Genomic DNA, 14,214 nt, shown 5'->3' with positions numbered 1-14,214 from the left:
CCCGGCTGGGGGTGCACTCCCGTGGAGGACGTGACGGTTCGCTTCCTCGACGGTGAGGCTGACGCCGGGGTCCTGCGCCGGCTCTACGAGGCGGTTCTGGTGCCGAGCTTCAGTCCCGGCGAGCGCGAACCCCTCGACAGGCTACGGCGGGTGCTGGCCGCCGACGAGCTGCGCGGGGCGATCGCGCTGGCGCCGGACGGGGAGCCGGTCGGCGCGTTGTTCCTGGAGTGGTTCGGTGACATCCGGGCCGCGCTGCTCTGCTACTTTGCGGTACGGCCGGACCTGCGCGGGCGTGGCATCGGGCAGCGGCTCGTCGCCGTCGCCGGCCCGCACTGGCGGGCGACGCTCCGGCCGCACGTCGTCTTCGCCGAGGCCGAGGACCCCCTACGCCCGGCCGGCGGCAGCAGCGTGAGCAAGGACGAGGACCCGACCGCCGACTACGGCGATGATGACGCTCGGTTGCGGCTCTACGCCGGGTTCGGCGGCCGCCGAGTGCCGGTCCCCTATCTGCTGCCCGAGCTGTCACCCGGCGCCGGACGCCTGAGCGGCCTCCTCTTTCTCGTCATCGAGTCCGACGACGAGGTTAGCCCCACCCCGGACCGCATCCGGAGCACGATCGTCAGCGACTTCGTGGTCCGCTACTTCGCCCGCCTCGAAGGCGCCCAGAAAGCCGGCCCGCTAAGCCCTCAGGAAGCCGACCGGCAAGGCGACCCGCACCGCGCGGACGACGACGACCGGCTGCGGCAACTGCTGGCGGCCTGCAGCCGCGCCGGCTTCCTCCCGCTCCTGCCCCTCTGACTTAGGGCGACCTTACTTCCGCAGGCCTGTCCGCAGGTTCCCCGAACTGCGAAAACATCGAGCCTTGCCGATGACACCGGCCGCCGCTATGTTAATGGAAAATCACAGTCCGGCGAACGGTGAAATCTGCACGTTACACCTGGACAGGAAGCAGGTAAGCGAATGCAAAATCTCAGCAGGAGAAGCGTTCTCACGCTCGGTGCCGCACTGGGCATCGCCGGCGCCGCGGCCCCCTCCGCCGCCTGGGGCTGGTCGTCCGCCGGATCGATCGCCGGCACTGACACGGTCACCGACCCCTGGGGGGTCTGGGACGACGACACCGATCCGCTGCTCGCCTCGCTGCTGGAGAACGGTCAGATCCCGGCCGTGAACACGGCGTTCGCGTCGTGGCGGCGCAACGGTGACGCGCTGCCGGCCGGCGTGCCCGCCGATCTCACCGCGTGGCTGCAGCGGCACAACAAGCTGCCCGCCTGGGCCGACCAGGCCAAGCTGGCCCGGGCCGCCCAGTTCAACAAGCGGATGAGCATGTACCTGTTCCTCCTCTACGGGCTGGGCAGCGGGATCATGAGCACGGTGATCCCGCGGGAGGCGCGCAACGTCTACTGGTCCGAGGGCGGCGGCGACATGAAGGCGCGCGCGGCCAAGACCTTCACCTACGGGTACGACCTGAGCGCGATGGACGCGTTCCAGCCGTCCGGCGGTTTCGTCGTCACGTCGAACAAGACGCGGCTGACCCACGCGGCGGTCCGGCACCTGCTGCCGCAGTCGGCGAAGTGGCGGGCGGTCACCGACGACCAGGACTTCATCCCGATCAGCAACGGCGACATCCTGGTCACCTTCCACAGCCTCGGCACCTATGTGTACGGCAAGCTCAAGCAGTGGGGCATCCGGATGTCGGCCGCCGAGGAGGAGGCGTACCTGCACCAGTGGCAGGTCGCGCTGCACCTGCTGGGCGTGCGGGACGACTTCATCCCGGCGTCCTGGGCGGCGGCGAAGCAGCAGTCGGCGTACGCGCTGACCCCGATCATGGGGTCCACGCCGGAGGGCGTCGACCTGGCGAGCATCCTGCTGAACCTGGTCTCGCAGGTGGACCTCGGCGTGACCCGGGGCTTCCAGCGCGAGTTCGCCCGGTACGTGCTGAGCGACAAGATCGGTGACTGGCTGAAGCTGCCGCGGGACTACGCCTCCCGTACCCTGATCGAGGTCGGGTGGCCCGCCTACGTCGCGTTCCGCGAGGGGTTGTCGCCGATCCTCCCGAACAGCTTCTCGCTCTTCGACCGGTTCGTGCGCGGGCTGGCGATGCTGTTCCTCAACAACGGGACGTCGCCGACGTACACCCCGATCACGATCCCGACCTGGAACCGGCCGGGCACTTAGATCGTCAGGGCGCCGGTCACCAGCGCGGTGACCGCGTCCCGGTTGCCGGGCGTGTCCTGCCAGCGCAGGGCGCGCCCGGCCTCCACCACCACACCGAACCCGGCGTGCGCGAGCAGCCGGGCCTGACGCGGATCCAGCTCCGGGCGGGCCGAGCGGAGCTGCTGCTCCCAGACCGCGATGTGCTCTCGCTGGGCGACCAGCAGGGGCCGGCGCAGGTCGGCCGGCAACCCGCGGATCTCGGCTTCGGCGACGCTGTTGAGGGCGTTGTGCTCGAAGCTGTAGGCGACGTACGCCGCGGTCAGCGCGACCACCGTCTCCCGCGGGCCGGCCGCCTGGTGGAGACTGCGGTCCACCGCCTGGGTCAGCAGGCCGGCCGCCTGCAGGCACGCGGCCACCAGGATGTCCACCTTGCCGGGGTAGTGCCGGTAGATCGCGGACGGGGCGAGCCCGACCGCCTGGGCGATCTGCCCGTTCGTCACGTTCGCGAACCCGTCCCGGGCGAAGAGCGGGATGGCCGCGGCCAGTATCTCGGCGCGCCGGGTCCGGGGCACCGGCTGCGCCGGCAACTCGACGAGCCCGGCGCTGCCAGGCGTGGCGGACGGATCGGTGGCGACCACCCGCATCGCGGACTCCAGCAGCAGCTCCTCGAGCCGGCGCTGGGCGATCGTGGTGTGGTGCATCGTCACCGATCCGATCGCGCCGAGCGCCGCCACCGCGCGCAGCCGCTCACCGGGCATCGGGTGCTCCCGTCGCACCACCTCGGTCACCCGGTCCACGACCTGGGCGAACTTCGTGCGCAGCAGCCGGCGGTCGTCGCGGTCGAGGTAACGGGCCTCCCAGCGGTACAGGCCGCCGGACGCGCGGTGCGCGACGGTGACGCGGATCAGCGCGGCGAGCAGGTCGGCGAGCGACGTCTCGGGCGGCGCCTCGTCGAGGGCCGCGACGAGGCGGTCCACCATGACGTTCGCGCACTCGGCGAAGAGCGCGTACTTGTTCGGGAAGTGCCGGTACAGCGCGGCGGCGCTGATCCCCACGCCGGCGGCGATCTCCTCCATCGAGGCGGCGTGATAGCCGCGCTCGCTGAACACCTGACCTGCCGCTTCGACGATGAGCTGCTTACGGTTGTGCGGGCGGGTCGCCGCGGCCGGCCCGGCGGTCACCGGCGCACTCGGGCAGACGGGGGCGGGCACATGACCATAGCTGCTAGTCAATCACAGCGGTCCTAGCGGGGATCAACGCGACCGCGCCGAAATCGGGCTGGGCGACCGGGCGGCCGAAATGCCAGCCCTGCGCGCAGTCGTACCCGAGTTCGCGCAGGTAATCGGCCTGCTCCGCGGTCTCCACGCCCTCCGCGACGGCCCGCAGGCCGAGCCCGTTGCTGACGTGGATCAGCGCGTCCACGATCACCGCCTGGCGGCCCGGTTCGGTGATCTCGTCCACGAACGACTTGTCGACCTTGAGGACGTCGACCGGCACGGCCCGCAGCAGGCCGAGCGACGAGTGCCCGGTGCCGAAGTCGTCCAGGGCGATCCGGATGCCGGCGCGGTGCAGGCTCTCCACGGCGTCGATCGCCACTCCCCCGCCGAAGAGCGCCGTCTCGGTGACCTCGACGAGCAGGGCGGCAGCGGGGACGCCGGTGTCCATCAGGATGCCGGCGACGACGTCCGGGAAGCCGGGTTCGCTGAGCTGGCGGGCGGAGACGTTGACGCTGACGTACTGCGGCGCGGTGTCGCCGAGCTCGGCGCGCCACCGGGCGAACTGCCGGCAGGCGGTCCGCATGATCCACTCACCGAGCTCGACGATCAGGCCGTTGTCCTCGGCGACCGGGATGAAGTCGGCCGGGCTGACCTGGCCGCGGATCGGGTGCGTCCAGCGGACCAGGGCTTCGACGGCGACGACGCGGCCGGTGCGCAGCGCCACGATCGGCTGGTAGACGACGGTGAAGTCGCCGTCGTCCAGGCTGTGCCGCAGGTCGGCGCCGAGCCGCTCGGCGGCCTCGGCGCATTCGTCCAGTTCGGCGGTGTGGACGACCAGGGGCGTACCCGATGATTTGGCCGCGTATCGCGCGGTGTCCGCGCGTCGCACGAGTTCGGTGGCGGTCAGCCCGGCGCCACCGGACGCCAGGCCGAGCCGGGCGGTGAGCAGCAGTTCGTGCTCGCCGGCCTGGACCGGATGACGCAGCGCTTCGAGCAGCCGGTTGGCGGCGGCCGTGCCGCCGGAGCGGACCAGCACCGCGAACTCGTCGGCGCCCATCCGCGCGGCCAGGTCGCCGTCACGCACGCAGGATCGCAGCAGCTCACCGACCGCGATCAAGGCCTGGTCGCCGGCCGCGCGCCCGAGCCGGTCGTTGATGTGCCGGAAGCCGGCCAGGTCGATCACGATCACCGTGCAGCCGCCACCTGCGGCGAGCACGACGGTCACCCGGTGTTCCAGCTCGCGGCGGTTCGGCAGGCCGGTCAGGTCGTCGTGCATGGCCAGGTGCCGCAGCTGGCGGGCCTGGCTGTCGACCCGCGTGACATATCCGGACATCCGGCTGGCGACCAGCACGAACAGCACCATCGAGCCGACCGCGACGACGCCCCAGCGGTGCCAGTCACCGCGGATCAGCAGCACGGCCGGGACCAGCAGCGTCGAGGCGGTGAGCACGGTCAGCCGGCTGCGGCCGAGGCTGTCGCCGTCGCCGGCCACCGGCCGGCTCATCGACGGGTGGGCCGCCGCAGCGGCGAAGAGCACGTAGGCGACCAGGTAGCCGGCGTAGAGCAGGCGGCTCTCGGCCTCCGGCACCAGCGTGTAGACCACGTTGCCGGCCAGGGTCACCGCGCTGCCCGCGGTGAGCAGCCACAGGCTCGCGGTCCGGGGTCCGGGGCGCAGCAGGATCGGAATGATCACCGCGCAGAGCAGGACGCCGGCGGTCGGATATCCGGCGATCACCGCTCGGGTCAGCGGCGGCGTCGACGAATCCGCCACGATCGGCTCGATCAGGAACGTCCAGTAGACGATGCCGAGCCCGACCGCGATGATCGCCGCGTCGATCAGGTTGCCGGACCACACCGGCCCACGCTGCCGGGTGAGCCGGAACAGCGCCACCGTCAGCAGCGGATAGGCGCCCAGGTAGAAGGCGTCCGCCCAGGACGGGAACGGCAGCCCGATCGGGTAGAGGACGTCACCGAGCACCCACGAGGCGATACCGGCGGCGAAGACGTACCAGCTGCCGGCGACCAGCGAGCGGTTCCGGCGAGCACCGATGATCATGACCGTGATCGAGGCGAGCGCGACGGTGATCGCCAGGGTCCGCGCGAGCCCACCGGAGGGCAGCAGGGTGTAGAGCACCGCGGCGCCGAGACCGCAGGCCAGCCAGGTGCGCCACCCCATCACGGTCTGTCATGTCGGCCGGTTCCCGCGAACCTTGAGGCCGTTCAGCTCACCGCGATCCGATTCGCAGATCCGCCTCGATCGCCGCGGCGGCCTCGAGCAGCGGCGGCAGCAGCCTCTCCCGGATCTCCTCCACGGTCGCCCGCGCCGCGTGGATGGACACGTTGACCGCGCCGGCCGCCACCCCGTTGCGGTCCCGGATCGGCGCGGCCAGCGCCCGCAGCCCCTCCTCCAGCTCCTGGTCGACCAGCGCGTGCCCCTGCTCGCGGACCCGCGCGATCTCGGCGCGGAGCTCGCCCGGCGAGGCGATGGTGCGGTCGGTCAGTGGTTCCAGCTTGACTTTCCCCAGGTACGCGTCGAGCTCGCTCTCCGGCAACGCGGCGAGGAGCACCCGGCCCATCGACGTCGCGTACGCCGGGAAGCGGGTCCCGACATTGATCGCAACTCGCATGATCCTGCTGGTTGGGACACGAGCCACGTAAACCACATCGTCCCCGTCCAGCACGGACAATGACGACGACTCGTGCACCCGGGCCACCAGACGCTCCAGGTGCGGCTCGGCGACCTCCGGCAGGGAGAGGCTGGAGAGGAACGAGTACCCCAGGTCGAGAACACGCGGTGCCAGGGAGAACAGCCGGCCGTCGGTCCGCACGTACCCCAGGTCGGTGAGCGTGAGCAGGAAGCGGCGGGCCGCCGCACGGGTCAGCCCGCAGGTCCGGGCCACGTCACTGAGGGTCAGTTGGCGATGGTGTGCGTCGAAGGCACGGATCACCGCGAGACCCCGCTCCAACGACTGCACGTAGTACGGTTCCCGCGGCATCAGATGATCGAAGTCAATCGTTGACGTGACACGGGGCACATCATAGCGTTCTTCATGAGAACTCATGTTCGTGATGCGCACATATTTCTAAGGAGTAGATATGCGGCGGCGACTCCTCGCGGGGATGGTGGCGGTGGCCCTCGCCGGCACCCTGACGGCGTGCGGCACCTCCAGTGACTCCGATTCCGCGGGCGGCGACAGCGGCAGCGTCGACAAGGTGAAGGTCGGCGTCATCCCGATCATCGACGTGGCGCCCATCTACCTGGGCCAGAAGCAGGGCTTCTTCAGCAAGCGGAACATCGAGCTGACCATGGAGGCCGGCCAGGGCGGCGCGGCCATCGTGCCCGGCGTGGTGAGCGGTCAGTTCCAGTTCGGCTTCAGCAACTGGACCTCGCTGATGATCGCGCAGAGCAAGAACGTGCCGATCAAGGCGGTCGCCGCGGGCGTCTCCTCCACCGGCGTGCAGGGCAAGGACTTCGGCGCCGTGGTGGTCAAGGGCGACAGCCCGATCAAGACCGCCGCTGACCTGGCCGGCAAGAAGATCTCGGTGAACACGCTGAAGAACATCGGCGACACCATCACCCGGCAGTCCGTGCGCAAGGCCGGCGGCGACCCCTCGAAGATCGAGTTCGTCGAGATGCCGTTCCCGAACATGCCGGCCGCGCTGGACGGCGGCCAGGTCGACGCCGCGTGGGTGGTCGAGCCGACACTGACCGCGGTCAAGGCGGCCGGCGGCCGTGAGGTGGCTTCCACGTTCGTGGACGCCGCGCCGGACCTGTCGGTGGCCGCGTACTTCGCCTCGACCGAGCTGATCGGCAAGAACCCGGACCTGGTCAAGCGGTTCACCGAGGCGATCAACGAGTCGCTCGCGTACGCCGACGCGAACCCGGAAGCGGTCCGCACGGTCCTCGCCGACTACACCAAGATCGACGAGAAGAACCGCGCCGCGCTGATCCTGCCGAAGTGGCCCGTCGCGATCAACGAGGCCTCGGTGCAGACCCTGGCCACGCTGGGTGTGGAGGACGGCATCTTCGCCGAGGCCCCGGACCTGGAGAAGCTGCTCCCGTGACCTCGGCTCGCCGCCGCAGCCCGGCCCGGCTCGACCACCCCGCTCTGCTCGGGGTGGCCGGCCTGGCCGGGCTGCTCCTCATCGTGCAACTGCTGCCGACGCTCGGCCTGGTCGACGACCGCTTCCTGCCGCCCACCAGCGCGATCGTCTCGGCGCTCGCCGACGAGGCCGGCACCGGCCAGTTCTGGATCTCGCTGAAGGACACGCTGGTGGCCTGGGGCTGGGGCCTGCTGATCGCGGTCAGCGCCGGCGTGCTCGCCGGTTTCGGGATCGGATCCGTGCCGCTGCTGCGCAACCTCACCGCCTCCACGGTGGAGTTCCTCCGGCCGATCCCGTCGGTCGCGCTGATCCCGCTCGCGGTCCTTCTCTACGGTACGGAGATCGGCTCCTCGCTCCTGCTGATCTGTTATGCGGCGTTCTGGCAGGTGCTCGTCCAGGTGCTCTACGGCGTCGCCGACGTGGACCCGGTCGCCTACGAGACCGCGCGCAGCTACCGGTTCTCGGCGGCCGCCCGGGTCCGGCACGTGCTCTGGCCGACCGCCCTGCCCTACGTCTTCACCGGCGTGCGGCTCGCCGCGTCCGTGGCGCTCATCCTGGCGATCACCGCGGAGCTGGTGATCGGGTCGCCGGGGCTGGGCAAGGACATCGCCGTGGCCCAGGCCTCCGAGGCCGTGCCGACCATGTACGCGCTGATCGTCGTCACCGGCATCCTCGGCGTGCTGATCAACCTGCTGGCTCGTACCGGCGAGCGCCGCCTGCTCGCCTGGCACCAGTCGGTCCGCGGGGAGGTGCCGGCATGAGACGGCTGATCTACGCCCTGGCCCTGCCGGTGGTGCTGTTCGCCGGATGGTGGGTCCTCAGCGCGGGCAGCGAGAGCTTCTACGCTCCCCCGCTCTCCGACATCCTGACCGCCTTCGGCGACACCTGGACGCTCGCCGCGCTGAAGGCCGACGTGCTGCCGAGCCTGCTGCGGCTGCTCGCCGGGTACCTTCTCGCCGCCCTGATCGGGATTGGACTCGGGCTCGCGATCGGGCTCAACCGCCGGCTGCGCGCGGTCTGCGAGCCGGTGCTGGAGTTCTTCCGGGCCATCCCGCCGCCGGTCCTGGTGCCGGTGATCATGCTGTTCGCCGGCATCGGCGACACCATGAAGATCATCGTGATCGTCTTCGGCTGTGTCTGGCCGATCCTGCTGAACACGGTGGAGGGCGTCCGCGCGGTGGACGGTGTCGTGCTGGAGACCGCACGGTCGTACGGGGTGACCGGGCCGGCCCGGATCACCAAGGTGATCCTGCCGTCGGCGGGACCGCAGATCGCGGCCGGACTGCGCCAGGCGCTCTCCATCGCGATCATCCTGATGGTGATCAGCGAGATGTTCGCGGCCAGCAACGGTCTCGGCTTCACCATCGTGCAGTTCCAGCGCAGCTTCGCGATCCCCGAGATGTGGAGCGGGATCATCCTGCTCGGGCTGCTCGGCTTCGCGCTGTCGCTGATGTTCCGGCTCGCCGAGAAGCGGGCGCTGCGGTGGTACGAGGGGCTGCGCGAGTCGCAGCGCCGGGCCGGCTAGGAGGTTCATGATGCTCGAGGTGACCCCGTGTTAGAGGTCAAAGGCCTGAGGAAGGTCTATCGCTCCGGGAGCCGCGAGGTGGAGGCGCTCCGCGATCTCACGTTCACCGTGGAGAACGGCGACCTGGTCTGTCTGGTCGGCCCGTCCGGCTGCGGCAAGACGACGCTGCTGCGCTGCGTCTCCGGGCTGCTCGACCCGACCAGCGGGGACGTGAAGGTGAACGGCAAGGCGGTCGCCGGTCCGCCGCCGGGCATGGCGGTCGTCTTCCAGGAGTACGGGCGCAGCCTGTTCCCCTGGATGAGCGTGCGCGACAACGTCGAGCTGCCGCTGAAGCAGAAGAAGGTCGACAGGTCCCGGCGTAAGGAGCTGGTCGAGCAGGCGCTCGACGCGGTCGGGCTCACCGGCACCGAGTCGGCGTACCCGTGGCAGCTCTCCGGCGGCATGCAGCAGCGTGTCGCCATCGCTCGGGCGGTCGCCTACGAGCCGGAGACGCTGCTGATGGACGAGCCGTTCGCGGCCGTCGACGCGCAGACCCGGGCCGACCTGGAGGACCTGGTCCGCGAACTGTGGCAGCGGCTCAAGGTGACGGTCCTGTTCGTCACGCACGACATCGACGAGGCGGTCTACCTGGGCCGCCGGGTGGTGATGCTGTCGTCCTCGCCCACCGTCGTGCAGGACGAGCTGGCGATCGACCTGCCGGCCGAGCGGGACCAGCTGCACACCCGGGCCGACCCGCGCTTCGTCGAACTGCGCACCCATGTGTACGAGCAGATCCAGCTGGCCAAGAAGGCGGCGGCCGCACGCTGACCCCGTACCCGGGGGAAACGAACGGCCCGGGCGGAATCCGCTCCCGCCCGGGCCGTCGCATGGTTCTGATCCTCAGCGGACACCGATCTCCGCGCGGATGTCCGCTGGGAGACCCGCCGGAGCAGAACGCTTGGAGAACGTCGACGCCGGCGCGCCGGCCGGAACCGGCTGCGGAACCGGGTCACACTGCGCGTCCGAACGGTTGCCACGGACCCGGTCCGGCAGGTCGCCGGTGGCCAGGTACGCCGCGATGATGTTGTCCGTGCAGGCGATGCCGTTCAGCGAGCCGGAGTGCGTGGTGCCGCCGACACCCTCGACCAGGACCGACTTCGGGAACCGCTTGCGGACCTCGAGAGCGCCCGAGTACGGCGTGGCCGCATCGTTCGTCTCGGCGATCAGCAGCATCTTCGGAGCCTTCTTGCCGTTGATCTCGACGGGCTTGCCGGGCTTCGCGCCCCAGGTGATGCAGGGAGCGTTGTACCAGGCGTTGTTCCACGCCATGAACGGGTGCTTCGCGTAGATCTTCCAGTTGTCCCGCTGCCACTTGGACCAGTTGGTGGGCCACTTGACGTCGGTGCACTGGACCGCGAGGTACATGGCGTAACCGTTGTCGGAGCCCGCGGCGCCCGGCTCGGAGTACTGCTCGAGCAGGAGCGACGGGTCCTTGTCGTTGACCCAGGCGGCGAACGCCTCGGTCGTCGCCTCCCAGCCGAAGACGTAGTAGGCGGCCGAGGAGAAGATGTCGTTCCACTCGTCCGGACCGATCTTGCCGGCGGCCGGCTTCTTGATCAGCGAGTAGAGGGTCGAGTAGTACTTCTGCTTCACGACCTTGGCGGTCTTGCCGAGGTGGTAGATCGAGTCGTACTTGGCGACCCACGCGAAGTAGACGTCCATGTTCTTGTCGAACTGGATGTCCTGGTCGAGGTTCGCGTCGTACCAGACCCGCTCGGGGTTCACCACGCCGTCCCAGACGAACTTGCGCACCTTGTCCGGGTGGAGCGTGGCGTAGACCTGGCCGAGGTACGTGCCGTACGAGAAGCCGTAGTAGTTGATCTGCTTCTGGCCGAGGGCCTTCCGCAGGCTCTCCATGTCGGCCACGGTGTCGGTGGTCTTGACGTGGTCGAGCAGTGCGCCGCCCGCTTTGTCGCACGCCTTCGCATAGCCCTTGGCCTTGGCCAGCCAGGTCTTCTCGAGCTGCTTGGTGACCGGCACGTAGAACGGCCGGTTGTAGCCGGCGTAGTTCACGTCGCAGGTCAGCGCCGGAACGCTGGAGCCGACGCCGCGGGGGTCGAAGCCGATCCAGTCGAAGTAGCTGCCGGCGTTATCCGGCACGTACTCACCGAGGACCGACAGCGTGAGCCCGGAACCACCGGGGCCGCCCGGGTTGGTGAGCATGACACCCTGGTACTGCGCCGCGCTGGACTTGTGCTTGATCCGGGACACCGCAATCTTGATCTTGGCGCCCTTGGGCTTCGCGTAGTCCAGCGGAACGACCAGGAAACCGCACTCCGCGCCCCGGGCGTTCAGCCCGGCGCTGGCGCACTTACCCCAGTCGATCGGGGGTGGGGTGTACCCCGGCCCCTTGCCATGGGCGGAGGCCGTGGCCGGGATCGCGCCGGCTCCGATCAGGAGACCGACGGATGCGGCGATGGTGGCCGCAAGGATTCTTCGCATCCCATGCCTTCCGTATGAACGAGTCACAGGTGGTCGTCGTGACTCCGCACTCTAAACATCCAGACATGGGCATGTGCAGCTCCTGCAACGCCGAATTTACGATTGCGATTCGGAAACCTTGATATGTATCGATTGATATGAAGGGTTTGACGTCCGCTCCTGCGATCCTCATCGACATGCTTCAGTTCCCCGTCGCCGGCCTGCTGATCGCCGGCCTGCTGTCCGCCCCGGCCCCGGTCACCGCCGCCGCCGCGCCGGACATCTCGCTGACCAACGTGAAGGCTCACCTCTCCCAGCTGCAGAGCATCGCCACCGCCAACGGCGGCAACCGGGCACACGGCCGGCCCGGGTACCTCGCCTCGGTCACCTACGTGAAGAACCTGCTCGACGCGGCCGGATTCACCACCACCCAGCAGTCGTTCACCTACAACGGCGCCACCGGGTACAACCTGATCGCCGACTGGCCGGGCGGCAACACGTCCAACACGCTGATGATCGGCGGACACCTGGACAGCGTCACCGCGGGACCCGGCATCAACGACAACGGCTCCGGGTCGGCCGGCATCCTCGAGGTCGCGCTCCAGGTCGCGCGGACCGGCTTCAAGCCCGACCGGCACCTGCGTTTCGCCTGGTGGGGCGCGGAGGAGCTGGGACTGCGCGGGTCCACCGCCTACGTCAACTCCCTGACGTCGGCGCAGCGGTCCGCCATCACCGGCTACCTGAACTTCGACATGATCGGTTCCCCCAACCCCGGCTATTTCCTGTACGACGGTGACAACTCGGACGGCACCGGGGCAGGTCCCGGGCCGGCCGGTTCGGCGCAGATCGAGGCGACGCTCGCCGCGTACTTCTCCTCGATCGGCGTGCCCACCCGGGGCACCGACTTCGACGGGCGCAGCGACTACGGGCCGTTCATCTCCGCCGGGATCCCGGCCGGGGGCATCTTCACCGGCGCCGAGGGCACCAAGACGTCGGCGCAGGTGGCGCTCTGGGGCGGCACGGCCTCCCGGTTCGACCCCTGCTACCACGCGTCCTGCGACACGATCTCCAACATCAACGACACCGCCCTGGACCGGAACTCGGACGCCATCGCGTACACGGTGTGGGCCCTGGCCGGCGCCGGGTCGCCCGGCGGCGGCACCACCGTCTGGTCCGACGACCTGGAGACGGCCACCTCGTGGACACGCGGGACGGCCGACACCGCCACCTCCGGGCTGTTCGAACGCGGCAACCCCGCGGCGACCAGCAGCTCCGGCGTCGCGACACAGCTGGACGCGGCGGCCGGCGGCAGCTACGCCCTCGTCACCGGGGCCACGGCCGGATCGAGCGCGGGCGCCAACGACGTGGACGGGGGCGTCACCTCGCTGCTCTCGCCGTCGATCACCCTGCCGTCGTCGGGGACGCTGACGCTGTCGCTGTCCTGGTACCTCGCGCACCTGAACAACGCGACGAGCGCCGACTACCTGCGGGTGCGCGTGGTGTCGGGCTCGACGACCACGACGGTACTCACCCAGTCGGCCGCGGCGAGCAACCGGGCGGCGGCCTGGGCGACGGCATCGGCGAACCTTTCCTCGTACGCGGGGCAGACCGTCCGCCTGCAGGTGGAGGCCGCTGACGCCGGGACGGCGTCGCTGGTCGAGGCCGCAGTCGACAGCCTGAAGATCACCCAGTCCTGACCGGTCCGGCTCTCACCGGGCGGCTCCTGCCGCTCGTCTGCAGCCGGCTCCCGGCGCCTGCCCGTGGCCTCCGTCGCTCGTCTGCGGCGGGGGCCACCGGCGCCGGGGTAATCCTCAGAGGTTCGGGCGGCGGGCCGATCGGGAATTCCAGCCGGGTCGGAAAGGACGCACCGCCATGAGCAGTCCCGCGCAGCCGCCGGGGGCGCCCGCCGGCTGGTACACCGATCCGCACGGCCTGCCGGCCCTGCGCTGGTGGGACGGCCGGGAGTGGACCGCGCACCTCCAGCCGGGCGCGGCAGCGGTGCCGCCGGCGATGCCCGCCGCAGCGCCCGCCGGGGAGCCGCTGCCCGGCGCGCACACGAGCCCGCGGCCGACGTTCGCTTCCCCGCGTGGGTACTCCATGCAGCCGATCGACGCGGTGTCGGCGCAGCTCGGTTACACGACGCCGGCCGTGCCGCCTTCCGTGCCGTCGTCCCCGTCAGCGCCGCCTTCCGGGCCGTCGTCCCCGTCAGCGCCGCCTTCCGGGCCGTCGTCCCCGTCAGCGCCGCCTTCCGGGCCGTCGTCCCCGTCAGCGCTGTCTCCCGGGCCTTCGTCCGGGCCCTCGTCCGGGCCGTGGGGCTCGCCGGCGGGCGGTGACGACGGGCGGTCCGGTGCGGCTTCGGTCCGGAACCGGGCCGTGATCGTCGGGGCGGTCAGCCTGCTGGTCAATCCGCTGCTGCTCTGCTCGATCCTGGCGATCGTCCTCGGAGTCCGCGGGCTCGCCGGTTCCCGTCCCATGGCCGTCCTCGCGATAAGCCTCGGCACAGCCGGAGTGCTGACCCACGTCGCCTTCGTCCTGCTCCTGAACCATCTCCTTTGATCACCAGCGCCCAGACCGAGCCCTCGTAGGGCGCGCCACACCGCCACGGCCACACGCAACGCCGGCGCCGCGGGGACGAGGTCACACACAACGCCTGCGTGGCGATCCATCAACGCCAGGACCGGGATTGCAGCACACGAACCGTTTCGGTGCGACCTCATCGCGGCCGGCGTGGGCGGATTCAACCGGTGGTGGCAA

The 14,214-nt window shown here is 70.3% G+C and carries 12 protein-coding genes; 8 read left to right on the top strand and 4 right to left on the bottom strand.

The window, feature by feature from the left end:
• The first annotated feature begins 21 nt into the window (after positions 1-21).
• A complete protein-coding gene (locus AMIS_RS17985; RefSeq protein ID WP_014443770.1) occupies positions 22-798 on the top strand; it encodes a GNAT family N-acetyltransferase in 777 nt (258 codons plus the stop codon).
• Between the two features lie 162 nt (positions 799-960).
• Positions 961-2,175 carry an oxygenase MpaB family protein gene (locus AMIS_RS17980; RefSeq protein WP_014443769.1) on the top strand — a complete coding sequence of 405 codons (1,215 nt, stop codon included), beginning with the start codon at positions 961-963 and terminating at the stop codon, positions 2,173-2,175.
• Here AMIS_RS17980 and AMIS_RS17975 read toward each other — a convergent pair.
• From AMIS_RS17975 to AMIS_RS17965, 3 genes are read right to left on the bottom strand one after another with little or no spacing between them, the layout of a single operon-like run.
• Positions 2,172-3,335, bottom strand: coding sequence for a TetR/AcrR family transcriptional regulator (locus tag AMIS_RS17975; protein WP_014443768.1), 1,164 nt, complete (start codon positions 3,333-3,335; stop codon positions 2,172-2,174). The genes AMIS_RS17980 and AMIS_RS17975 overlap by 4 nt on opposite strands.
• 43 nt (positions 3,336-3,378) lie before the next feature.
• Positions 3,379-5,547, bottom strand: a complete 2,169-nt coding sequence (locus tag AMIS_RS17970; RefSeq protein ID WP_014443767.1) for a putative bifunctional diguanylate cyclase/phosphodiesterase — start codon at positions 5,545-5,547, stop codon at positions 3,379-3,381.
• A gap of 49 nt (positions 5,548-5,596) precedes the next feature.
• Complete coding sequence (locus AMIS_RS17965) at positions 5,597-6,367, bottom strand: IclR family transcriptional regulator domain-containing protein (RefSeq protein ID WP_041829873.1); 771 nt, start codon at positions 6,365-6,367, stop codon at positions 5,597-5,599.
• A gap of 100 nt (positions 6,368-6,467) precedes the next feature.
• On the opposite strand from AMIS_RS17965, the gene AMIS_RS17960 reads away from it, so the two are divergent.
• From AMIS_RS17960 to AMIS_RS17945, 4 genes are read left to right on the top strand one after another with little or no spacing between them, the layout of a single operon-like run.
• Positions 6,468-7,436 carry an ABC transporter substrate-binding protein gene (locus tag AMIS_RS17960; protein ID WP_041829872.1) on the top strand — a complete coding sequence of 323 codons (969 nt, stop codon included), beginning with the start codon at positions 6,468-6,470 and terminating at the stop codon, positions 7,434-7,436.
• Positions 7,433-8,236, top strand: a complete 804-nt coding sequence (locus AMIS_RS17955) for an ABC transporter permease (RefSeq protein ID WP_014443764.1) — start codon at positions 7,433-7,435, stop codon at positions 8,234-8,236. The genes AMIS_RS17960 and AMIS_RS17955 overlap by 4 nt, the downstream gene beginning before the upstream one ends.
• Positions 8,233-9,000, top strand: coding sequence for an ABC transporter permease (locus tag AMIS_RS17950; RefSeq protein ID WP_014443763.1), 768 nt, complete (start codon positions 8,233-8,235; stop codon positions 8,998-9,000). The genes AMIS_RS17955 and AMIS_RS17950 overlap by 4 nt, the downstream gene beginning before the upstream one ends.
• Positions 9,001-9,027: 27 nt before the next feature.
• Entirely contained in the window at positions 9,028-9,807 is a 780-nt protein-coding gene (locus tag AMIS_RS17945) for an ABC transporter ATP-binding protein (protein ID WP_083888654.1), read from the top strand.
• A 72-nt stretch (positions 9,808-9,879) separates the two neighbouring features.
• Here AMIS_RS17945 and AMIS_RS17940 read toward each other — a convergent pair whose 3' ends face one another.
• Positions 9,880-11,481: an alpha/beta hydrolase gene (locus AMIS_RS17940; protein WP_014443761.1), complete on the bottom strand. Its 1,602-nt coding sequence runs from the start codon at positions 11,479-11,481 to the stop codon at positions 9,880-9,882.
• Between the two features lie 176 nt (positions 11,482-11,657).
• Between AMIS_RS17940 and AMIS_RS17935 the strand changes: the two genes are divergently transcribed.
• A complete protein-coding gene (locus AMIS_RS17935; RefSeq protein WP_041830989.1) occupies positions 11,658-13,157 on the top strand; it encodes a M28 family metallopeptidase in 1,500 nt (499 codons plus the stop codon).
• 175 nt (positions 13,158-13,332) lie between these two features.
• Positions 13,333-14,016, top strand: coding sequence for a DUF2510 domain-containing protein (locus AMIS_RS43690; RefSeq protein WP_014443759.1), 684 nt, complete (start codon positions 13,333-13,335; stop codon positions 14,014-14,016).
• Positions 14,017-14,214 lie beyond the last annotated feature (198 nt).

It is taken from the genome of Actinoplanes missouriensis 431 (genome assembly GCF_000284295.1).
Classification (GTDB): domain Bacteria; phylum Actinomycetota; class Actinomycetes; order Mycobacteriales; family Micromonosporaceae; genus Actinoplanes; species Actinoplanes missouriensis.
The sequence above is the reverse complement of the archived record's forward strand: the minus strand, read 5'-3'. Positions and strand labels throughout refer to the sequence as shown.

What these genes read in the sequence shown, in the direction of transcription:
- AMIS_RS17980 (WP_014443769.1), top strand. Translation starts at nt 961, where the DNA reads ATGCAAAATCTCAGCAGGAGAAGCGTTCTCACGCTCGGTGCCGCACTG.
- AMIS_RS17960 (WP_041829872.1), top strand. Translation starts at nt 6,468, where the DNA reads ATGCGGCGGCGACTCCTCGCGGGGATGGTGGCGGTGGCCCTCGCCGGC.
- AMIS_RS17965 (WP_041829873.1), bottom strand. Translation starts at nt 6,367, where the DNA reads ATGCCGCGGGAACCGTACTACGTGCAGTCGTTGGAGCGGGGTCTCGCG.
- AMIS_RS17950 (WP_014443763.1), top strand. Translation starts at nt 8,233, where the DNA reads ATGAGACGGCTGATCTACGCCCTGGCCCTGCCGGTGGTGCTGTTCGCC.
- AMIS_RS43690 (WP_014443759.1), top strand. Translation starts at nt 13,333, where the DNA reads ATGAGCAGTCCCGCGCAGCCGCCGGGGGCGCCCGCCGGCTGGTACACC.
- AMIS_RS17970 (WP_014443767.1), bottom strand. Translation starts at nt 5,547, where the DNA reads ATGGGGTGGCGCACCTGGCTGGCCTGCGGTCTCGGCGCCGCGGTGCTC.
- AMIS_RS17935 (WP_041830989.1), top strand. Translation starts at nt 11,658, where the DNA reads ATGCTTCAGTTCCCCGTCGCCGGCCTGCTGATCGCCGGCCTGCTGTCC.
- AMIS_RS17940 (WP_014443761.1), bottom strand. Translation starts at nt 11,481, where the DNA reads ATGCGAAGAATCCTTGCGGCCACCATCGCCGCATCCGTCGGTCTCCTG.